At 48.1% G+C, this 22,966-nt stretch carries 16 protein-coding genes; 6 read left to right on the forward strand and 10 right to left on the reverse strand.

The features are described 5' to 3' along the window. Positions 1-80: 80 nt before the first annotated feature. Positions 81-2,102: an excinuclease ABC subunit UvrB gene (gene uvrB, locus AC5RDV_RS04040; protein ID WP_282748098.1), complete on the reverse strand. Its 2,022-nt coding sequence runs from the start codon at positions 2,100-2,102 to the stop codon at positions 81-83. A 152-nt stretch (positions 2,103-2,254) separates the two neighbouring features. Between uvrB and AC5RDV_RS04045 the strand changes: the two genes are divergently transcribed. The 3 genes from AC5RDV_RS04045 to AC5RDV_RS04055 are packed head-to-tail and all read left to right on the forward strand — an operon-like array spanning position 2,255 to position 3,949. Further along, positions 2,255-3,088: an outer membrane protein assembly factor BamD gene (locus AC5RDV_RS04045; protein WP_232038284.1), complete on the forward strand. Its 834-nt coding sequence runs from the start codon at positions 2,255-2,257 to the stop codon at positions 3,086-3,088. A gap of 35 nt (positions 3,089-3,123) precedes the next feature. Beyond that, entirely contained in the window at positions 3,124-3,459 is a 336-nt protein-coding gene (locus tag AC5RDV_RS04050) for a DNA-directed RNA polymerase subunit omega (protein ID WP_008620281.1), read from the forward strand. A gap of 34 nt (positions 3,460-3,493) precedes the next feature. Further along, positions 3,494-3,949 carry a DUF4293 domain-containing protein gene (locus AC5RDV_RS04055; protein ID WP_282748097.1) on the forward strand — a complete coding sequence of 152 codons (456 nt, stop codon included), beginning with the start codon at positions 3,494-3,496 and terminating at the stop codon, positions 3,947-3,949. Between the two features lie 71 nt (positions 3,950-4,020). Here AC5RDV_RS04055 and AC5RDV_RS04060 read toward each other — a convergent pair whose 3' ends face one another. Together AC5RDV_RS04060 and AC5RDV_RS04065 are read right to left on the reverse strand one after the other, a co-directional pair. Further along, positions 4,021-4,743, reverse strand: coding sequence for a porin family protein (locus tag AC5RDV_RS04060; RefSeq protein WP_008626207.1), 723 nt, complete (start codon positions 4,741-4,743; stop codon positions 4,021-4,023). Further along, positions 4,740-6,491: an amino acid ABC transporter substrate-binding protein gene (locus AC5RDV_RS04065; protein ID WP_282748096.1), complete on the reverse strand. Its 1,752-nt coding sequence runs from the start codon at positions 6,489-6,491 to the stop codon at positions 4,740-4,742. The genes AC5RDV_RS04060 and AC5RDV_RS04065 overlap by 4 nt, the downstream gene beginning before the upstream one ends. An 87-nt stretch (positions 6,492-6,578) precedes the next feature. Between AC5RDV_RS04065 and AC5RDV_RS04070 the strand changes: the two genes are divergently transcribed. Genes AC5RDV_RS04070 through ybaK form a run of 3 tightly spaced genes read left to right on the forward strand, consistent with a single transcriptional unit; the run spans position 6,579 to position 10,615 of the window. Then, positions 6,579-7,298 carry a T9SS type B sorting domain-containing protein gene (locus tag AC5RDV_RS04070; protein WP_282748095.1) on the forward strand — a complete coding sequence of 240 codons (720 nt, stop codon included), beginning with the start codon at positions 6,579-6,581 and terminating at the stop codon, positions 7,296-7,298. Positions 7,299-7,305: 7 nt separating this feature from the next. Then, complete coding sequence (gene uvrA / locus AC5RDV_RS04075; protein ID WP_282748110.1) at positions 7,306-10,146, forward strand: excinuclease ABC subunit UvrA; 2,841 nt, start codon at positions 7,306-7,308, stop codon at positions 10,144-10,146. Further along, positions 10,127-10,615 carry a Cys-tRNA(Pro) deacylase gene (gene ybaK, locus AC5RDV_RS04080; RefSeq protein WP_008626211.1) on the forward strand — a complete coding sequence of 163 codons (489 nt, stop codon included), beginning with the start codon at positions 10,127-10,129 and terminating at the stop codon, positions 10,613-10,615. The genes uvrA and ybaK overlap by 20 nt, the downstream gene beginning before the upstream one ends. A gap of 137 nt (positions 10,616-10,752) precedes the next feature. Here ybaK and AC5RDV_RS04085 read toward each other — a convergent pair whose 3' ends face one another. From AC5RDV_RS04085 to yidC, 7 genes are all read right to left on the reverse strand, one after another. Next, positions 10,753-12,309 (reverse strand): leucine-rich repeat domain-containing protein, encoded by a 1,557-nt coding sequence (locus AC5RDV_RS04085; RefSeq protein WP_494222140.1) that lies wholly within the window; start codon positions 12,307-12,309, stop codon positions 10,753-10,755. Positions 12,310-12,586: 277 nt separating this feature from the next. Continuing rightward, positions 12,587-13,435 carry a DUF4249 domain-containing protein gene (locus AC5RDV_RS04090; RefSeq protein ID WP_282748093.1) on the reverse strand — a complete coding sequence of 283 codons (849 nt, stop codon included), beginning with the start codon at positions 13,433-13,435 and terminating at the stop codon, positions 12,587-12,589. 3 nt (positions 13,436-13,438) lie between these two features. Beyond that, complete coding sequence (locus tag AC5RDV_RS04095; protein WP_282748092.1) at positions 13,439-15,466, reverse strand: TonB-dependent receptor plug domain-containing protein; 2,028 nt, start codon at positions 15,464-15,466, stop codon at positions 13,439-13,441. A gap of 96 nt (positions 15,467-15,562) precedes the next feature. Continuing rightward, positions 15,563-16,900: a hypothetical protein gene (locus AC5RDV_RS04100; protein ID WP_282748091.1), complete on the reverse strand. Its 1,338-nt coding sequence runs from the start codon at positions 16,898-16,900 to the stop codon at positions 15,563-15,565. A gap of 500 nt (positions 16,901-17,400) precedes the next feature. Beyond that, positions 17,401-18,771 (reverse strand): MFS transporter, encoded by a 1,371-nt coding sequence (locus AC5RDV_RS04105; protein WP_130892647.1) that lies wholly within the window; start codon positions 18,769-18,771, stop codon positions 17,401-17,403. Between the two features lie 17 nt (positions 18,772-18,788). Next, entirely contained in the window at positions 18,789-20,993 is a 2,205-nt protein-coding gene (dpp5, locus tag AC5RDV_RS04110) for a dipeptidyl-peptidase Dpp5 (RefSeq protein WP_428388551.1), read from the reverse strand. A 76-nt stretch (positions 20,994-21,069) separates the two neighbouring features. Next, complete coding sequence (gene yidC, locus AC5RDV_RS04115; protein ID WP_282748090.1) at positions 21,070-22,959, reverse strand: membrane protein insertase YidC; 1,890 nt, start codon at positions 22,957-22,959, stop codon at positions 21,070-21,072. Positions 22,960-22,966: the final 7 nt, after the last annotated feature.

The raw sequence follows: 22,966 nt of genomic DNA on the forward strand, positions 1-22,966 counted from the left end.
TTGAGGAAGTTTATATAAAATAGGAAAAGGAGGAAGGCATAACCCAAAAGCCCTTCCTCCTTTCCTTTTCTCCGGGTGCTTTATTTTCCTTTCAGCATCTCTTCCATACGCAGCATTTCGTCCCGATATTGGGCGGCTTCGATGAAGTCTAACTTCTTCGCCGCTTCCTGCATGAGTTTTCGGCTGCGTTCTATGCTCTTTTCCAATTGGTCGCGCGTCATATATTCCATGATAGGGTCGGCCACTGCCATTTTTTCTTCCGGTTCGATATAAGCACGGGGTTCCGCGTGAGCTTCCGCATTGGCACTGATAAGGTCGGTCATTTTCCGGCCTTTCTTGATTTGTTGCGGAGTGATGCCATGTTCTTCATTGTATTTAAGCTGCTTTTCGCGCCGTCGGTTGGTTTCGTCGATGGTTTTCCGCATGCTGTCCGTGATTCGGTCGGCATACATGATGGCCTTGCCATGTACGTTACGGGCTGCCCGTCCTACGGTTTGTGTGAGCGAGCGATGCGAACGCAAGAAGCCCTCTTTGTCTGCATCCAGGATAGCTACTAAGGAAACTTCCGGAAGATCCAACCCTTCACGGAGTAAATTCACACCGACTAGCACATCGAAGCGTCCGGCACGGAGGTCATCCATAATTTGCACACGTTCAAGCGTGTCTACGTCGCTATGGATAAAATTGGTGCGTATGTCGTGCTTCATGAAGTAATCGGTGAGTTCTTCCGCCATTCGTTTGGTCAGCGTGGTGACCAAGATTCTCTCGTCTTTCTCGATGCGTTGCTGTATTTCTTCCATCAGGTCGTCCACTTGGTTCAGGCTTGGACGCACCTCGATGACGGGGTCGAGTAGTCCGGTAGGGCGGATAACCTGCTCCACTACGATACCTTCGCTCTGTTGCAGTTCATAGTCGGCCGGAGTGGCAGATACATAAATGACCTGTTTGGCCAGTTGTTGGAACTCTTCGAATTTCAAAGGGCGGTTGTCCATGGCAGCCGGAAGCCGGAAACCGTATTCAACCAAGTTCCTTTTGCGGGCGCGGTCTCCGCCGTACATGGCATTGATTTGCGGTACGGACACGTGGCTCTCGTCGATAACAATCAGGAAATCCTCGGGGAAGAAGTCCAACAGGCAATAGGGGCGTGTACCGGCCTCACGCCCGTCGAAATAGCGCGAATAGTTCTCGATGCCGCTGCAATGCCCCAATTCGCGTATCATTTCCATATCATACGTGACTCGTTCGTATAATCGTTTGGCTTCATACGGCTTTCCTGTCTCTTCGAAGTAACTTACTTGTTTGTGCAAGTCGTCTTCTATCTGGCGTATGGCTTTCGCCGTACTTTCTTTTGTGGTCATGAACAAGTTGGCCGGATAGATGCGGTATTCGTCGAAACTCCCCAAGCGGAGGCAGCTTACGGGGTCTACCTCTTCTATGGCATCGATTTCATCGTCCCAGAATGTCACGCGCAAGAGATTGTCGGAATAAGCCAAGTAAATGTCTACTGTATCACCTTTGACCCGGAAGCACCCACGTTCCAGATTCAAGTCGTTCCGGGTGTACAGGCTGTCGACCAAACGTCGGAGGAATACGTTGCGGTCTAACAATTTGCCTCGTTTTAGTTCTATCACATTGTCATAAAAAGCCGCCGGGTTCCCCATGCCGTAGATACAACTGACGGATGAGACGACCACTACGTCTTTCCGTCCGGACAGGAGGGCGGAAGTTGCCGCCAACCGCAACTTGTCTATCTCGTCGTTGATGGCCAAATCCTTTTCTATATAAGTGTCGGTAGACGGGATGTAAGCCTCCGGTTGGTAGTAGTCATAATACGACACATAATACTCCACGGCATTGTGCGGGAAAAAGCTTTTGAATTCACCGTATAATTGTGCGGCAAGTGTTTTATTGTGGCTGAGAATCAGCGTAGGCTTGTTGATGTTCTGGATCACGTTGGCTATCGTGAAGGTTTTACCCGACCCGGTCACGCCCAACAGCGTTTGGGCCGGCACGCCCTGCAAGACTCCTTCCGTGAGTTGGGCAATGGCTTCCGGTTGGTCTCCGGTAGGAGAATAATCGGCGGTCAGCTCGAATTTAGGCATATTATGGCTTGGATATTTTAAGTTTCTTCAAGCTACAAAAATAGGTATTTTATCTCTAAAAAGCCGTTTCATGTGCTTTTTTTGCATTTAAAAACTTCCTTTCTTTGCAAAATTCGATGCTTTTCCATAATTTTGCAGTTCAATTGTACAATATGAAACGGATTTTTTTATGGCTGTCGGGAGCGATGTTGTTGTTGGCTTCGTGTAACCAGTATAACAACGTGATGAAGACTGCAGATTACGATTATAAGTACGAGGCTGCAAAGGAATACTTTGTCAAGGGGCAATATTCCCGTTCGTCCGTATTGTTGGGGGAGCTTGTCACTTTGATGAAAGGGACTTCGCGTGGGGAAGAATGCCTTTATATGTTGGCGATGTCGGAGTTCTGTGACGGTAATTTCGATGTGGCGCATTCCTATTTTAAGAAATACTATCAGTCTTATCCTAAGGGAGTTTATGTAGAGTATGCCCGTTTTTATGCGGGGCGTGCCCTTTATGAAAGCGTGCCGGACACGCGTTTGGACCAGAGTAGTACGATGGCTGCGGTGAAAGAGTTTCAGGATTTTTTAGATTACTATCCCTATACGAGTCTGAAAGATCGGACACAGGAGATGATTTTTGCTTTGCAAGACAAGATGGTGGAGAAAGAATTTCAGGCCGCTAAGCTATATTACGATTTAGGTTCATATATGTATAACTGTTCGTATGGAGGCAGTAACTATGAGGCGTGTATTGTGACGGCTCGTAACGCCTTACTGGATTATCCGTATGCCAGTCCGGAACGTCGCGAGGAGTTTTCCATTATGATATTGCGTGCCAAGTACCAGTTGGCTTTGCAAAGCGTGGAAGAGAAGCGGTTGGACCGTTATCGTGATACCATAGACGAATATTACGGCTTCATGAACGAATATCCCGAATCTAAATACTTAAAAGATGCGCAGCGGATTTTTGCGCAGTCGGAGAAATATGTGAATAAGAAATCTTAAGGGTAAAAGAAACAAGTAAATCAATTATATAAATTATGGATTATAAAAAAACAAATGCGCCTACAAACACAGTGACCCGTGACATTATGGATCTGTGTGACGAAACCGGTAATATCTATGAAAGCGTAGCTATCATTGGCAAGCGTGCGAATCAGATTTCTTTGGACATTAAGAATGAGTTGTCCAAGAAATTGCAGGAGTTCGCCTCTGTAAGTGACAATTTGGATGAAGTTTTCGAGAACCGCGAACAGATTGAGATTTCCCGTTTTTATGAGAAATTGCCGAAGCCGTCGTTGATTGCCACGCAAGAATTTGTAGAAGGGAAAATATATTTCCGTAATCCGTTGAAGGAGAAAGATACGATAGAATAAGCGGATATTTATTTTTATAATATTGTCGAACGGTATGATTCAAAGAATCCAGTCTGTCTATCTTTTCTTGGTTGCGGTATGTGCGGTGGTATGCTTGTGCATGCCCGTAGGACATTTTCACCAAGACGGTATCGGGATAGCAGATTTCTATAATTTATGGCTTACGATGGCCGACGGGGCGCGAGTATTTGCTCCGTGGGCCATGTTTGTACTGTTGGTTTTGGCAGCGTTCACTTCGTTTGCAGCCATATTTTTGTTTAAGCGCCGTATGTTTCAGGTGCGCTTGTCCGTGTTCAGCAGCCTTATCTTGGTGGGCTACTATATCGTGTTCGGGGTTTTCGTTTACGTGTTTAAATCCCGTTATGATGCTGATTTCACCCTTTCTTGGACTGCGGCCTTTCCGGCGGTAGGATTGATATTAGACTATCTGGCTTTCCGGAACATTATGAAGGACGAATTGATTGTCCGTTCGCTTGACCGTTTGAGATAGGGAAAAGAGGGATAAAATAAAAAGAAAGTGCGTTGGAATGGATGGCTTCATTTTAACGCACTTTCTTTTTTTTACTTTTTGTCTGAAGACCGTCGCGTACGTACAATATCGAATAGGTAACTGGCTTTTACCACGATAGTGCCATTGGCCGACCGGCCGAACACGTCTTTCTTGCCATTGCCGAATATATCGCTCAATCCGTAGTAGTAACGGCCTTCCAAAAGGAAATGTCCGATTTTGGTATTGACCTCAAGACCAGCACCGGCTGTGATGCCATATTCAAATTTGTTTTTTACCGGCATGTCGTATTGTTGGTTCACTTGTCCCGGACGGAGGTTCAGAGTCGAGTCGTTGAAAAGCCCGCCTTTGTGTCCCTTGTCGCCTAAATAAAAGCCGACTTGTGGACCGGCTACGACATAAAACAAAGCACCTTTTTGTTCGTATCCCCAACCCATGCGGGCTAACAATGGAATTTGTATGTAGCTGATATCCCGCTTGTAGGTATCGTTGGACGTTTCTATCAATTCTTCCCATCCCAAATTGGTATAATTAACCTCCAGTTGGATGGAACACAAACTTTTGAAATACTTTTCGCAGGTATATCTGGCCGTGAAACCAAAAGTCGGTGCCCCTTTGAATTTTTGTTGGATGGTAGGGTTGAACATGACTTGGTTCAGCGTGTATCCTGCATTGAAACCGACGGCCAGGTCGTTACGCGGTTCACCGATTTGACCGTACACTTTAGAAGTCCCGATGCAGCAGGTCGCTATCGCGATGAGGAATGCTTTTCTCATTTTTTCAGTCGGATTAGTTCAATGCTGTGGGATGGACTGTAGTGGATAAATTCGATTTCACGGTTAATAAAGCCGCTCCAATTACTGATGCGTTGGAAGTCGAAACGATGTTGATAAGTAGTCGTGACGATTTGCGAAAGATGTTGGTCGAAAGCTTCTCCATACGTAGATATGCCTTTCAGGAAATAAATCGCCGTGTCGAAACCCAACATACCGAAACGTGGCCACGACACGAGGGTCGGCGTGTGGAATGCCTTTTGGTAGGCATTCTCAAATTCGTCGGCGTTGCCGTTCAGCGGATTCCTGAAAAAGGAAGAATAGGCGTATGTGTTGAATTGGTAGAAGTTCTCCAAATGATTGTTGGCGTACGTCTGCCATTCTGGATACCCTACCAGTTTGATTCTGTATTCGGGGTTCTTTTTAGTGAACTCTTTCAGCTTGGGAAACAGTTGGTTTAACAGTTTGATACTGGATGAGTTGGGAATGATGACATTGTCTTTGTATTGGGTCATTGCCTCCATCCACTTTATTTCATCGTCGTTAAGTCTCAGGTGGTTTGCCTTGCTGCCGTTTTGTTGTAACCGTTTCCGTGTTGCATCGACGAATGCAGCTGCGTCTTTGTCGTTTTCAGTGCCTTCCAAGAAAATGACGTTCTCTTTTCCGAAGAGTTCCGTGGTCAGCCGCGCAGCTTCCGCAAACTGGTATGATTTGGGAGGGTTGATGGCGTAATAATATGGATTTTCATATACATTGTCGCCAAGGGAAGAAAAAGGTACTACCAACTTGATGTGATGGTGTTGGCAGAATTTGCTGAGAGGTGCAATCTGTTCCGGGTACAAGGGACCGATGATAAAGTCAAGATGGTTGAGAGGGTGGTTGTTTACGGTGGCTTGGATGTCACCCGGGCTTTTACCTGAATCGTAGGCGAAGATATCTACTGACGTTCCGGATCTCTTCATGTTTTCTACCGCCATCAATACCCCCCTGTAGAATTCAATCATCTTTTCGTTTTCCGGCGTGCCTCCTTTGAAAGGCAATATCACCCCTAAACTGATTTTTTTCTGTGGGGCAGACACTGTTTTCTTCCCCATCAATTCTTCATTGGTTGGGATAACTTCTTTCGGCTTTTCCGGTTTAGGAAAAGGGATACAGACGAAGTCTCCTTTGCGGAGTTTATAACCAGGCTCGTTCATTTCCGGATTTGCCGCTTTCAATTCGGCTTCCGTCAGATTGAAATTCTGGGCGATGCTGTACAAAGTTTCCTTGCGTTTTACCTTGTGCATTTCCCGGCATCCGGATTGTGCTACTCCTTGTGGTTGGGCGGTTTCCTTTGCCGGGGCTATATTCACGGGCATGGTGGAAGCCGGGATACGGATGACCATTCCCGCCTTGAAGTTTTCGGCCGTAAGTCCCGGATTGGCTTTGCAAATATCGTCGGCACTTACTTGGTAAGTTTTAGTCAGTTTGTAAAGTGTTTCTCCGGCTTGAATCGTATGGAAACGTTTTTCTTGCGTGCCGTTTTGCTGTTGCGGGATTGTCAGTGTTCCTCCGGCTTTGATGCCTGTCGAGGCTGTCGGGTTCAGCTTGAGGATAGATTCGGGAGATACCTGATAAGTGCGGGCTATGGAATATACCGTTTCTCCTTGTTTGATGGTATGTACAAATGTTTCTGTTTCCTGCGCACGAGCCGTCAGTTGTAAGGAAAACAGGGCGATTACGACATATATAAATCTTTTCCAGTGTGCCATTTCTTTTTTTCTGATATTGCGGACAAAATTACATAAAAAAAGTGGTTATGTCAACGGGAAACATTATTTTTGCACAAATATTCAGGCATGAAAACTATTTTGAAGTATTTGTTTTTAGGTTTATTCTGTGCTGTTTCTTTTTCGCTTTCGGCACAAACGGCTTATCCTACGGCTAATCCGGCTGCGCGTTATACGACGGCCACGGGCGAAGAGTTGGAAGATGCGTCCGAACCCCAGTCGGCTCCGTTAGCGGGGCATTTTACTTCCAATGTGGAAGATTTAGGGGATTATATGGTACGGTATGAGTGGCGTGTGTATCGCGAAGGACAGGAGAATGCCCCGATAATAGATCGTTTCGATGAGAATCTGGAGTACACTTTCACCGAAAGCGGTACGTTTTACGTGCAATTTTATGCCACTTTCGTGCATGGCAACGACACTATCGTGTTCCCCGAAGAGGGAGCGGCAGAACCGTTTGTGGTCTCCATCAGCGAGTCCGTTTTGGAAATGCCGAACGCTTTCTCTCCCAACGGGGACGGTTACAATGATATATATAAGGTAAAGGAAGGCTATCAGTCCATCGTCAGCTTCAAAGCGGTCATTTTCAACCGGTGGGGACAAAAATTGTACGCTTGGGATACTTTGGATGGCGGATGGGATGGGAAGTTTCATGGCAAGACCGTCAAAGACGGTGTGTATTTCGTGGTAGTCAATGCACGTGGAGCCGACGGAAAGGAATATAAGATAAGAAAAGATGTGAATGTGTTGACCGGTTATTCGGGGACGGGCACCAATGGAAATGATTAATAGGATGATGGATAACGAAGCAGAAAAAATAGAAGTGTTCGGTGCGCGAGTGCATAATCTGAAGAATGTGGATGTGGAGCTGCCGCGCAACAGTCTGACGGTGATTACCGGGTTGAGCGGGAGCGGGAAGTCTTCATTGGCTTTCGATACGATATTCGCCGAAGGGCAGCGTCGCTACATAGAAACATTTTCGGCATACGCACGTAACTTTTTGGGTAACTTGGAGCGTCCGGATGTGGACAAGATTACAGGGTTAAGTCCTGTGATTTCCATCGAACAGAAGACAACCAATAAAAATCCCCGTTCTACCGTAGGGACCACTACCGAAATCTATGATTTCCTGCGTTTGCTGTATGCCCGTGCGGGAGAGGCTTATTCCTATTTGTCGGGCAAGAAGATGGTGCGTTATACCGAAGAACAGGTGATAGACTTGATTATCAGGGATTACGAGGGACGGCGCATTTATTTGTTGGCTCCCATGGTGCGTAACCGTAAGGGACATTACAAAGAACTGTTCGAGACGATACGCCGCAAGGGGTACTTGTATGTGTGCGTGGACGGTGAGATTCGCGAGATAGCCCATGGGATGAAACTTGACCGTTATAAGAACCACAGCATAGAAATCGTTGTGGATAAGCTTTGCGTACAGCAGAAGGATGACAAACGGTTGCACGCCAGTGTGGCCACGGCCATGCAGCAGGGAGAAGGGCAACTTATGGTTTACGATGCCGAAACAGAGACCGTACGTCATTACAGTAAACGTTTGATGTGCCCCGAAACGGGTTTGTCCTACCGTGACCCGGCTCCTCATAACTTTTCTTTCAACTCTCCGCAAGGGGCTTGCCCACGGTGTAAAGGATTGGGCTATGTCAGCCTGATAGACATGGATAAAGTCATTCCGGATCGTAACCTTTCGGTGTACGAGGGGGCAATCCAACCTTTGGGGAAGTATAAAAACAGCATGATATTCTGGCAGATAGATGCTTTATTGGAAAAATACGACGCTGATGTGAAGACACCGGTCAAGGATTTGCCGGAGGAAGCGTTGAACGAAATATTGAACGGCAGCATGGACCGCGTACGCATCAAGTCTCAACTGGTGCACACCTCATCGGATTATTATGTGACCTACGAGGGATTGGTGAAATACATCCAAATGATGCAAGAGAACGAGACTTCAGCTTCAGCACAGAAATGGGCAGAACAGTTCTCCAAGACGGTGACTTGTCCGGAATGTGGAGGACGCCGTTTGAACAAGGAAGCTTTGCATTTCCGTATGGCAGACAAGAACATTGCGGAGTTGTCGGCGATGGATATCGGTGAATTGTATGATTGGATGTTGCACGTGGAGGAAAGGCTGACCGACCGGCAGAGAAAGATAGCCCCGGAAATTTTGAAAGAAATCCGTTCGCGCCTGAAGTTCCTTATGGATGTAGGCTTGGATTATCTGTCCTTGAACCGTTCGTCGGTGTCATTGTCGGGCGGCGAGAGCCAACGTATCCGTCTGGCTACGCAGATTGGCTCTCAACTGGTCAATGTCTTGTATATCTTGGACGAACCCAGTATCGGTCTGCACCAACGGGACAACCGCCGCTTGATAAACTCGCTGAAGGCTTTGCGTGACACGGGAAACACGGTGGTTGTGGTGGAACATGACGAAGAAATGATGGAGAGTGCAGATTATATCATTGATATGGGACCGAAAGCCGGCAGGTTGGGTGGCGAGGTGGTCTTCCAAGGCACGCCGGAAGAGATGTTGAAGCAAGATACGTTGACTTCACGTTATCTGAACCGTACTTGTTCCATTCAAATCCCCGGGCAGCGCAGGAAGGGCAACGGACACTCTTTGTGGTTGAGGGGCGCACGGGGAAACAACCTGAAAGGTGTGGATGTAGAGTTTCCTTTGGGTAAGTTGGTTTGCATTACGGGAGTGTCCGGAAGCGGAAAGTCCACGTTGATTAACGATACTTTGCAGCCCATCCTTTCGCAACATTTCTACCGTTCATTGCGTGACCCTTTGCCTTACGACAAAGTTGAAGGTTTGGAATTCGTGGACAAGGTGGTCAGTGTGGACCAGTCGCCCATCGGGCGTTTGCCGCGTTCCAATCCGGCTACCTATACCGGGGTGTTCAACGATATCCGTGCGCTTTTCGTCAGCCTTCCCGAGGCGAAGATACGAGGTTATAAACCGGGACGTTTCTCTTTCAACGTGAAGGGGGGACGTTGCGAAGCATGCGGTGGAAACGGATATAAGACCATTGAGATGAATTTCCTTCCAGACGTGTACGTTCCGTGCGAGGTATGCCACGGAAAGCGTTACAACCGTGAGACGCTGGAAGTTCGTTTTAAAGGCAAATCCATAGCCGACGTTTTGGATATGACGATTAACCGTGCAGTGGAGTTCTTCGAGAATCAGCCGGTGATTCTGAATAAAATCAAAGTTTTGCAGGATGTGGGCTTAGGATACATCAAACTGGGACAGCCCTCTACCACGTTATCGGGTGGCGAAAGCCAACGCATCAAGTTGGCCACGGAGCTGTCCAAGCGCGACACGGGGCAAACCATATATATATTGGACGAGCCGACCACCGGTTTGCATTTTGAAGACATACGCGTGTTGCTCGGCGTGCTGAACCGTCTGGTGGACAAAGGCAACACCGTGATGGTCATCGAGCACAATTTGGATGTCATCAAGTCGGCAGACTTCCTCATCGATATGGGACCGGACGGCGGCCGTGGTGGCGGCGAGCTTTTGTTCGAGGGTACGCCCGAGGATTTGGTGCGTTATGGGAAAGGTTATACAGCCGCATATTTGAAGGAGGTACTTTATGGCAAAGCAAAAGGTTAACAAGACCAATGTGGCACGCTTGTTGGACAAGGCCAAGGTCGCATACGAATTGATTCCATACGAGGTGGACGAATCGGATTTGAGTGCCGTGCACGTGGCCGCCCAGTTGGGCGAAGATGTGGAACGGGTGTTCAAGACCATCGTGCTGCATGGCGACAAGACCGGTTATTTTGTTTGCGTAGTACCCGGAGAACATGAGATAGACCTGAAAAAAGCGGCCCGTGTGAGCGGCAATAAGAAGTGCGAACTGCTGCCGATGAAAGAACTTTTGCCTACGACCGGTTATATCCGTGGCGGATGTTCCCCGATAGGGATGAAGAAACATTTTCCTACCTACGTACACGGGACGGCGGCACAGTACGGTTATATTTACGTCAGTGCCGGGCAGCGCGGTTTGCAGGTCAAGTTATCGCCCCGGGATTTGTTGCATGAGGCAAGGGCGGAATATGCCGATTTGGTTGCGTTGTGATGGTTTGATTGCATGGAGTTTAAAAGGTGTGGCCTTGAAGGTATTTCCTGGCCTCGCTTATTAGGGACATTTATTGAATATCCCTTGATAGGCCGTTGGGGCACATTCATAGATTCTTGTCTGGTTTGTATGTCTGGTTAGTAGGTGATGGCGTGCATGTTTTGCGTTATGAGGCTGTCGCACGGGCATCCGTCAAAAGCCGATGAGGCTATGTGTTCCAGACTGGATGGCAAAGATACATATTGCAAGTTGGAACAATTCCAAAATGCAGAACGGTCAATCTTTTTGACCCCTTCAGGAATTTCTATGAGGTTCAGGTTTTTGCATTGGCTGAATGTACCAGAAGATATTTTCTTTATGCCTTTTTCCATAAGAACCCCATTTAAAGAATTGCATAGGCTGAAAGCAAATGCTCCGATTTCTTTTACGGAGCCGGGGATAAATACTTGGTATATTCCTTCGCAACCGGCAAAAGCGTTTTCCCCGATTTTTTGTATGTTATCAGGAATCGCTACGAATGTAGGTAAAGGCATCCGGCTGAAAGCTCTTTCTCCGATTTCGACAACATCTTGGGGTATGTCCGTTGTGATACAGCCGGTTATAATCTTATGGGTTGCTGTTTCTATGATGGCATTACAATCGTTTCGTGAGTCATACACAGGATTCCTCGGATCCACAGAGATGGAAGTACAAAACCTACATCCCCAAAATGCTCCATTATGGATTTTGGTAATGTTAGCCGGGATAGTGATACTTTTAATCATGCTATTGCCGAATGCCGAAGAACCGATTTCTTTAATGCTTCCTACAATGCGGGTTTTTCCACATCCGGAAATAATCTTGTCGGTTGCAGTTTCCACAATAGCGTTACATCCGTCACGGGAGTCATACGTTTTGTTCCGGCTGTCCACAGTTATACTGTCAAGCAAGGGACATCCATGGAACTGGTTGCCTTCTTCAATGAAAGAGACATTTTGGGGGATATGGATGCCACGTAGGTTGATACAGTCAGCAAAAGTGCCTCCACCGCTAAGTGTTTCCAAAGTCTGTGGCAATTTGATGTATTTCAAACGAAGGCAATTTCTGAATATTCCGGATTCCATTTCTACAACTCCTTCCGGAATAGTGATACTGTCCAGTTTCAGGCATCCTTTGAAAGCTTCCGCGCAAATACGTGTCACCCCTTGTGGGATTTGGGTGGTATGGCATCCTAAAATGAGGTCTGTTTTATGTTCAATGATAGCATTGCATTGATTCCGTGAATCATACCTTTCGTTCTTTTCATGCACTTCGATGGTTTGTAAGTTCGGGCATGAGTGGAAAGCCGTATTTCCTATATAATCTATAGTACTGGGTATATGGATGGATTGGAGTTCGGTGCAATACGAAAACGCGTTTTCTCCGATATAATCTATACCTTCGCTGATAATCAAGTGTTTTATGTCCTTGCAACCAATGAATGCGTTGTCTTCGATCCCTTCTACTTGATATTCGTATCCGTTGTGTATTACTGTGTTAGGAATGACGAGTGTGTCATTAGACAGTAAAGGATGGGTTCTTGTACTCCTGTCAATACAGGTAATACTTACGGTGCTATCTCCAGTGGCGATTATGACAAATTTAGCTACGGTACATTGAAATATATCATAGATGAAGTGCTGTTGAGCTTGAGCCGGAACAAAAAGCAAAGCCATGAAAATCCCACATAAACGGGATGAATGCAGTAAAAAGTGCATTATTCTTATTTTTCCCCTTTTGATAAAAATAGAAAATATGTCATTTTCCGGGAATCTATGCTTTCCGTACTTATCTTTATATATAACTCCTGAAAAGACTGTGCTTACAGAAACCATGCTGATTGCAGCAAATGTGTAGATGAACGTTTTCATTGTATAAATGATTAATTTGTTTTTCATCAAGGAAAAGAAAATAAAAAGATGGGAATTAATTGTCTTTAAAGCATTAGGGCATTTATTCAATGCGCACGGAAAGGGTGCTGGCTCCGTATCCGCACCAATAGCCTTTTCCACCTCGGATATTGGATTCCAAGTCGTTCGTGTAAGGGAAGAACATGTTGGAAGACAGGTGGTTCAGGTTGGAGTAACTTTTCCAGAATTCGTAAGAGGCTTGGTCTATATGGCAGAGTTTGACTTGCACCAAGTCACCCTTTTTGAAATAGGCGGATGCGTTCTTGTCGGCTTCCGTATAGACGGAGGTCCCGCAGTACACGTCGGCTGCCACGTGCGTGGGGATGACTTCATTCGAGAATACTCCCATGAAAGACAAGAGGAAAGCCTTGTCTTTTCCGTGCCTTTTGCTGAACAGTCCGTAGTAGTTCCTTTCGTCGGGATTGTCTTCAAAAAAAGCTTTTATATAGAATAAGGTGTCGCTTTCGCTGCGGATGGCACGCAGGGAGTCCAGTTCGACGGGGTGGGGGATGGTCGTGACGGCCGTGGCTTTTTGCCCCCGGTACTCGGCGGTCAGCGTGTAAGTCTTTCCGGCCTGTCCGGTCATTTTGAATGTCGTGTACTTATAGGGTGGAAAGAAGTCATTGTCATATCCTCCGGTCAGCACCACGCTGTCTGTCCCGTCAGAGATGGTTACTTTCCCCCAACGTACGATGTAGTTCTCGATATTCTGCATACCGGCATCTATGGCATGGGTTTCGCCCAACAAGACCACGGGGTATCCACCGTCCTCAATCCATCCCTCTACGACTAATTGCGTTTGGAGTTCCGCGTCTTCTTCCTCCATGCAGGCCGTAAGTGTGGCACATGCCATAAGTATCAGGCCGAGTGTGTATATGCAATATGGTTTCATGGCTCAGAATTTTAAAGTATAACCGATGGAAGGCAACATACGGCAAAGGGAATACACATGTTTGTAGCCGAAGTTCTCTTCCTGAAAGCCCAGGTAACTGAACAGTACATTGCGCCGGGCATATAAGTTGTAAATGGAGAGGTTCAGGCTTTGCTCCCTGTGTCCACGAGGAGAGAAGCGATAGGTCAGGGCGATGTCCATGCGGTGGGTGGACGGCAGGTTGGCGCCGTTGTACTTTCCGTATTCGCTCACTATGTTGTTGTTGATGACGTACACGCTTTTGGCTTTGGTGTAGGGCGTGCCACTGGCGTATACGAAATCTCCTCCTAAGCTCCAGTGCCGGTTGAACCGGTAGTTGGCTACTACGGACAAGTCGTGGAGGCGGTCGAAAGTCGAGTTGAACCATTCTGTCGGACTAAGTTCGGGAAAACGGCGCCGGCTGCTCCCTATGGCATAACTGACCCAACCGGAGAGTTTGCCTCTGTTCTTTTTCAGCATGAGATTCAGACCGTAGTTATAGCCTTTCCCATGTATCATATTGTTTTCTATGTGGTAGACCTGCGTGAAGAAATCCAATATGGAACCTGAATATTCGTGCTGATGGCTCAGCTTCTTATAGTAAACTTCCGCACTGATTTCCATCATTCCTTTTTGTGACCGGAAATAATAACCTAAGGCGATGGAATGAGCCTGTTGGGGGCATACGGAAGGAGACGAAGAGGTCCAATAGTCTACGGGCAACCCACCGTTGGAGACGGACATCTGATGAAGGTATTGATGGTACAGGCCGTAATGTACAGACAAAGTATGGGAGGACGAGGGATGGTAGTTCAGGGTGATGCGCGGGTCTGGCGAAATGAAGCTGCGGCCATGGCTGTGGTAGGATGACAATCTCAATCCTCCGAGTACCGACCAGGAGGGGCGGATGGAAATGTCGGCCTGAAGGTAGGCATTGGCTTCGTGGGCATCTTCGAGGAATTTGGGTGTTTCGTTTTCGATGAACGAACCGGAGACTTCGAACTGCATGGGACGGAAATGGTAATAGTTGTATTCCACACCTCCGTTCCATTGCAGGTTGCCCCGTGTCCATTCCAAACGGGCGGCGTAACCGGCTTGCGTGATGCCGGAGGACAGGTTGAGGGATACGGAACTGATGCCCATATCCAACGTGTTGCGGTAGCGGCTGAAGGTGGCGTTTTGTTGGAGGATGAACCGGGATGAATGGTGTTGCCAGTGCAATGCGGCAGCTGTGTTCTGCCAATTCAGCTTGTTTTCGTCTGCAAAGTCTTCCTGCAACAGGTTCATGCGGTCCTGACCATGATATAAGCTAAGGCGTATTTTATCATGTGCTCCGGCTTGTTGCACAAAAGTCAGGTTATAGTCTTGCAGGCCATAGCGGAGTTTCATTTCGTCTATTTCCAATAGGTTGCCATAGAGCAGGTTCAGGTAGCTTCCGCGTCCGGATAAGTAGAGCGTGGAATGCTCACCAACAGGGAGCGTCAGCGTACCTTCGCTCTCCATGAAACTGACGGTGGCGTCAAGGTGGACTTTATGGGCTATGGAATCGGTAGGATAGAAAGAAACTTCTCCGCCCAAACGGTTGGAGAAAGCGGCATCGTGACGGTTTTTGACCAATGACATGCCGCGGAAGTGAGAGGCGTTGAATACGGAAAACAGGCCTAACAGGTGGGAAGCGTTGAATATCGGTGTCCCGTCCATGTTCAATATGCTTTGGGAAGCCGCACATCCCTGTATGTGGATGCCGGAGGTATAGTCGTTATTGGTGGCTACTCCTGGAAGAAGTTGCAAGCTGCGTAAGGGGTCTGCACTGCCCAATACATGAGGCATGTCTGCCAGCGATTTCATGTTCCAATACAGGCGGCCGTTCCGGTCATCCGACAACGTGCGGGGGCTGTAAGCTTTCACCTCCACTTCTTCCATCCGTTCGCTTTGCAGGCTGTCTGCGAGCGAGGCACGTAGATTTTGGTGGAACCAAACGAGCAGGAACAAAATGCTTATGGTTTTGTACATGTTGGTATGCCGGACACACGTGAAAGCAGGCCGACAACGGATTCCGACGAAGTGGAAACGCGAGCCAGCCTGCCATGGTCAAACTAAAAAAGTATATTATAAATTCTCGAAGCGTCCGAACAATTCTTCATACACGGCAATCAGGGATTGGAAACGTGCAACCGTGAAGTACTCTCCAAACGTGTAAGTCGTGCCATTCTCGAAGTTCAATACCGGTTCGGCCGACCATTCACCGGAATAATAGTAGCCTCCGGGATATGAATAATCGTAATGGACGGTTTGCCATGTCAGAGGTACGGAATAGGTACTGTTCTTGAAGAACATCGCAGCTTGTACGTATTGGTTGGCGGCATCGACAGCCCTTTGTGCCTTTACGCGGGCAGCCTCTTTCAAGCTTTCCAATGAGCCTACCGTGTCACCTTGGTAGTAATAATAATACCCATCGTAGTCGAAGGCGTCTACCAGTCCGTTGTTGTTGTCGGCAGTGATGTTCAAGCTTATGTCGTCCATGATGTTGCAACCCAAGATTCCGTTTTTCAAGTTGGCGTTTCCGTCGAAATATCCGGATTCGATCAAATCGATGTCAGCCAAATTACGCCCGTTCACGCTGCACGACATGGTAATCAGGCGTTCGTTTCCGCTGTAAAGTTCCGATTTCACGGCCGCCTCGCTGTTATTGTCGAGCAAAGAATGGGTGACTTTATAACCGGCATTGGTGGCCTCGAACGTTGCATTTGCGGAATATTGTTTGCCGGCATAGTCGCAGGCTTCCGTGTTGACGGTAAGCAGGATCATAAGCTCTCCATTGAGTTTTATGGTTCCGGTTATGGTAGCCGGAATCTTAATGGTTTCAGAATATACATATCCGGTAGAATCCTTACGTGCGAACTCGAACTCTTGGCCGCTACCTTTCAGTTCAGCCACACAGTCCTTGCCTTCGTATTTGAACATATAGATGGCCGAATTGTTCATCGAAGCGTCCGAAATCTGATCCCATTCTTCCATGGTCTCGTTCCATTGCCATTTGCCATGGAGCTGGCTGATTTCGTACACGTCGCCGATAGCTCGCTTGGAGGCTAATGCGGCAATATCGCCTTGTGCGCTAAGGCGCATGGTGCGCATGAGGCTTCTCCAACCGTAATCCGGATGGTTCGGGTAGTCGGGTAGTATGGCCTCGTCGTCCTCGTTGAAGAACGTGTTCTCGCAATATTCCAACAGCGAGATGGTCGGTTTGAGGCGTTCCACGTCAATCTTTGCCGCCAATGCCTTGCCCACACGGTCTATCTCTTCTTGTGCCTGCTCTACGGTCGTGACGGGGACGTTTCCATTTCCACCACCGCCGTCGCCCGGGCCACCGTTGTCATCGTCGCTGCAAGCTGTTGTCATACACAACACCGCGCCTAAAAATAAAGAATAGAATAGTCTTTTTCTCATTGTTTAGTTGGTTTAAGTGGGAAGTTAACGGTTTTTCTCGCATGCGTACGGGAATGCTTCCCTTCATTTCCTTGTGCATGGATGTGTTAATTTCATTTACAAATATAGTGGTTTTAATAAAAGGAGAAATGTATTTACTTGAATTTATATTATATTAACATATTGGTGCGGCTCTGAAATACACTCTTTGAAATTCTTTTCTTTTACAACGTGGTAAGAGGGTTAGGACATTGGTGCACGGTTCTGCGCCAAACGGTTTTTCAGTCTCAGCCGATTGATTTTTCAATCACAGCCAATCGAATTTTCATTCTGCGGAGATTGATTTTTATTTTGCAAGTAATTGGAATATAATTGTTTATGATGTATGGTTTGTCGAATGGATGGGACTTTTATATCCTATTCTTGGGAGGAATAAAACCGGACAAACAGAAGTGAAAAAACAAAAGCCGGTATTTTTCGGCGAACCTCCAAATACCGGCTTTTTCCTGTTCCGAAAAGATTTATTTCTTAAGATTGGCCTTTTCCAGTCCGTATCCGTATTTCTTGTCTGCGGATTTGAGAAAGAATGCCACCAACAAAGAGAGAATGGCTATACCGGTGAAGATACACATCGGGAGGGTATAGTCGTAAAGATTGGTCGTTTTGCCGTTCACTATTTCCTGCCCCGTGATGCAATAGTTTTCGAGTACGCTGCCGATGAGGGCCGGGATGCCCCATAAACCGATGTTCTGGATGAAGAATATCAGGGCGTATGCCGTACCTAATTGTTTGACCGGGAATATCTTGGCCACGGAAGGCCACATGGCGGACGGGACGAGGGAGAAGGCGATGCCCAGAATAATCATCAGGATGATGGCTACCCAAGAGGCGTGAATGAAAGGAATGGCATAGATGGCATGCACGCAGATGAGCATGAAAGCTCCCAACATCATAATGGAAGCTGCCTTTCCTCTCCGGTCTATCATTCCACCGAACACGGGAGTCAGGAACAGAGCGCCCAAAGCGGGAAGGCCCGCAAAAGTACCGGCGATGTCTTCGGATACGTTGTATTTCGTCACCATCAATTCGGTAGCGAATTTCTGGAAGGGGAATACACAAGAATAGAACAGGACACACAAGAGGGCGATGAGCCAGAATCCCGGATTGCTGACCACGGCCACCACATCCTTGAAAGAGAATTTTTCATCGTCACCGCAAGAGGTGTCGATTGTCACCTGGCGGTCGAGCTTGCGGTCCATGAAAGTGAAGCACAGGAAAGAAACCAGCCCGCCGACGAGCAGGATGGCACCGATGAGCAATGGAGTGTCAAGATGCCAGTTCTTGGCTACGGGGATGGCTACTGCGTATGCCACTTGCGAGCCGACGCGGGCCAAAGCGACCTGTACGCCCATGGCCAAAGCCATTTCTTTGCCGTGAAACCATTTGGCGATGATTTTTGTCACCGTTATGCCGGCCACTTCGGCACCGACACCGAATACGGAATATCCGGCCGAAGCCATGAAAACATCCAGTTTGTAACCGAACAGCATCTCTTCGGTTCCGCCGAAGCGGGTAATGGCAGCGTATTCGCATATCGTGCCGCCTACCATCAGGATGGTGGACAACATACCAGTGAAGCGGATGCCGAATTTGTCCAAAATCAGTCCGCCCCAGATGAGCATGAGCAGGAAGACGTTCAGGAAACTGTAAGCTCCCGTGAAGAAGCCGAACTCACCGCTTGTCCAATGCAGTTCGCCTTCGAGCATGCTCTTGAGCGGAGCCATGATGTCGTTTACGTAGTAAGCGGCCATCATGGTGAAAGCCACTACGAAGAGGGCAGACCAACGTGCCCATGCCTTGTCATTTAATTTTTGATTCGAAGTTTGGTTCATGACGTTTATCGTTTAATTTATTTTTTCAACCAACGGTCTAGCCAACGGAAGAAAGTGCGCTGCCACAATATGCCGTTTTGGGGTTTCAATACCCAGTGGTTCTCGTCGGGATACAACAGGAGTTCGGCGGGGATACCGCGCATGACGGCGGCACTGAAAGCCGACTGTCCCTGCGAGCTGAGGATACGGTAGTCTTTCTCGCCGTGGATGCAAAGGATGGGTGTGTCCCAACGGTCTACGTAGAGGTGGGGACTGGTGGTGAAGGGATTCACCTTTTGTTGGTCGTTCACCTTTTCCGCGTTGTCTGGGTCGGCACTGATGCCCTTGCGCCAAGGGCCTGCACCGAGGTCCCAGTTGGGAAACCACATCTCTTCCGTTTCATAATATTGCTGTTGCGTGTTGAAAATGCCGTCATGCGCGATGAAGCATTTGAAGCGTTTGTCGTGGTGCCCGGCCAAATAGTACACACTGTATCCTCCGAAGCTGGCACCCACGCATCCCAATCGTTCTTTGTCCACATACGGCTCCTTGCAGATGTCATCGATGGCGCTCAGGTAGTCTTGCATGCACTGTCCGCTGTAATCGCCGCTGATTTCCTCCAACCACTCCATGCCGAAGCCCGGCAGGCCGCGGCGGTTGGGAGCGATGATGATATAGTCGTTGGCCGCCATGATTTGCAGGTTCCAACGGTAGCTCCAGAACTGGCTGACGGGACTTTGCGGCCCTCCTTCGCAGAACAGGAGTACCGGATATTTTTTGGCCGGGTCGAAATGAGGCGGGTAGACCACCCAACAGAGTTCCTTCTTGCCGTCAGTGGTAGCGACCCAACGTTCTTTGACTTCACCCATTTTCAGGCGTTCCTGAAAATATCGGTTTTCCCGGGTGAGCTGCCTGATTTCCGCGTTTTTTTTCTTTTTAAAGGAAAGGCTGTAAATGTCATCCGGCGCACTGATGCTGTGACGGGTGACGATGAGGCTTTTGCCACATAAGGCCAGTCCGGCTCCATAGTCGAAGTTACCGGTGGTCAGCGGTCTCACTTCGCCTTTGAGGTTGGTGGAGTGTACCATGCTGCGTGCCTGCCATACGCCGGTGAAATAGAACGAGCGGCTGTCGGCTGCCCAACAGAATCCGTCTACTCCGGATTGGAAAGCTTCCGTAACGTAAGTTTTTGCCCCCGTCTTCAGATCCAAGACGCACAGTCGGGTACGGTCGCTTTCGTAACCGTTTCGTGCCATGCTGAGCCACGCCACATATTTCCCGTCGGGAGAATAGGCCGGGTTCGTGTCGTAGCCCACGTTACAATCCCGGTCCAAATGGTTTATGGCTTGGTGTTCCATGGAACGCGACGGGTCGATTTCAGGCTCTTTGTAGTCGGCCGGTTTGCATAGGTTCTCGGTTTGTCCGGTCGCCGTATCGTAGCGGTAGATGTCGCTGTCCGTACTGATAGCGTAGTCCCGGCCTGTCTTTTTGCGACTGGTGTACACGATATAACGGCTGTCGGGACTCCAGTTGAACTGTTCACTGCCTCCGAACGGTAACATCGGGCATTCAAACGGTTCGCCGTTCAGGAGGTCGATGCCGTCACCCGCCCGTCCGTCTTGGACATCCGCCACGAAGATATGGGGTATAGTGGTGACATAACGATCCCAATGTTTGTAGTTGAGGTCGGTGATGACCATACCGCTGGATAATGGCAGGTCGTCGTATTTTTTCTCGATAGAAGTATAAGTGTCTACAGAATGGACGATGATGACTTTTTTCCCGTCAGGGGAAAACTTGTATCCTTCCACGTCCTTATGGCAGAAACTGACTTGACGGCGTGACGTGCCGTCCAAGGCCATTTCCCATATCTGGCTACTGCCGCTGTTACTGCTCAGGAAGGTGATTTTTTGTCCGTCCGGAGTGAAAGCCGGTTCGCTTTCGTTGTCGGCCGTAGTGGTAAGCAGGGTCGGGTTCGCGCCGTCGGCATCCATCAGGTAAAGAACGGTATGGCTCTTGTTCTGCTGTACGCTGTAATAGCTGACGGTATACACAATCTTTTGGGCATCCGGCGAGACAGCAAAAGTGCCAATCCGTCCCATGGCCCATAATGCCTCGGGAGTGAGGCGGTCTCCGGTAAGTGTAATCTGGTTTTTTCCGATGATTTGTCCGTCGTTGGCTCCGGATACCGGACTGGCGGAAGCCAAGGTAAGGGCTGCGGTCATGACATGAATGAGATTCATAATAGATGTGAGCTAAAAAAAATGAATCATTCCGGACAGTTGTGGATAGTCCGGAATGATTCTTAAGGATGTATTATTATTTCTTGTTTTGAGCTTGTTTCTTTTTCTGTTCTTCCAAGATGGCTTGCTGCTGTTTTTGCAGTGCTTCCAACCGTGCGGCCATTCCCGACATCTTTTTGTTAGGGTTTGCTTTATTGGCCTGGTAGTTAGCTTCGAGCTTGGCCAAAAGCTTCTTGTCATCGGTGGTTTTGCGCAAGAACCACATGATAAGGATGCTAGTCAGACCGGAAAGGAAATAGTAATAGTTCAATCCGGACGAGTAGTTGTTGAACATGAAGAAGAAGGCTACAGGCATGATGTACATCATGTACTGCATGAACTTCATTTGCTGTGCTTGTTCACCGGTCATGCTGTTCTGCTGTTGGCGCATGCTAATCCACGTGTTGACGATATTGGTCAGGCAGAACAACAAGCAGAAAATGCTGAGATGGTCTCCGATGAGCCAGATGGGCTTGTCCCAACGTATCACGTCATCGTATGCAGAAAGGTCGGAAGCCCAAAGGAAACTTTCCCCACGCAATTCGATGGCATTCGGAACGAAGTTGAACAGGGCAATCCAGATAGGCATCTGTAACAGCATCGGCAAGCATCCGCCCATCGGGCTGACCCCGTACTGGCTATAAAGCTGCATGGTTTCCTGCTGCTTCTTCATGGCGTCTTCCGGTTTCGGATATTTGGCGTTAAGCTCGTCAATCTTCGGTTTCAGCACACGCATCTTGGCAGAAGACAAGTAAGACTTGCGTGTGGTGGGGTAGACCAATACTTTCACCAATATTGTGAGCAACAGGAGGACAATCCCCATCGAAAGCCCCAGACTGCTCAACCAATCGAAAATGTAGATGATGAAGAAACGGTTGATCCACTTGAAGAGCGGCCAACCCAGATAAACAAGGTCTTCCAATTCCAAGTCTTTGTCACTGGCACTGAGCTTGTTTGTGTGTTGCAACAGATGGTAATTGTTCGGAGCGAACAGCATCTGCATTTGAGTGGGGGTCTTTCCGTTGGGATCGAAGAACGTTTTCATGTCGGCCTCGTAATCTTTCAGGTAACCGCTGGCTTTTTGCTGCGGCGTGCTGCTGAGGTGAGCTTCCGTGAAATCCTGATGTGCTATCAGTACACAACTGAAAAACTGGTTCTTGAAAGCGACCCAGTCCAAGGGCTCTGCAATCTTTTCGGATTCGGCACTGGTTTCACTCAGATAATCCGTTCCCTCGTTCTTTATTTTATACGTCAGGGAAGAATAACGGCTTTCGAAATCGAAGCCTTTTTCTTGTTGGCGTGCCATTTCATTCCATGCGATGTCCAACGTTTTCATGGACGGTGAGAAGAAATTGCCCAAGCCGTTGGCCCGGATGGTAAAGTCGACCATGTAGGAATGGGGCAGCAACGTGTAATCGAAATCCAACGTACCTCCAGTGGAAGCCTGTAGACGCATGGTGAGGGTCGTGTCGCTGACGTTGATGGGGGTGAAGAAGAAGTCGCCGGAGTTGATGTTCTCCATCTTACCGCCTAACATGAATTGCATGCGTGCGTCTTTCTCGTCGAACAGTGTCACCGGACCGCCCTGTTGGTTCTTATATTCTTTGAGTTCAACTTTTTGGACGGTGCCCCCGCGTGTATTGAACGTTAACTTAATCAGTTCGTTTTCCAATACGACATCCTGTGCTTCCCCCCTCCTGTGAGCGTAAAACAATGACGTCGTGTCTAAAGCTACTTGTGCCTGATGCGCGATTTCTGCCTTTTCTTTGGCTTCTTGTGCCATCTGCGCTTTTTGTTGAGCCATGGCGATAGAGTCCTGCTGTCGGCGTTGGGCTTCCATTTCCGCTTCGCTCGGGCGACTGAAATAACTGAATCCGATAAGTACTGCCGCAATGAGGATAAATCCTGTAAGCGTGTTTTTGTCCATATTCTTA

It is taken from the genome of Paraprevotella sp., assembly GCF_986071375.1.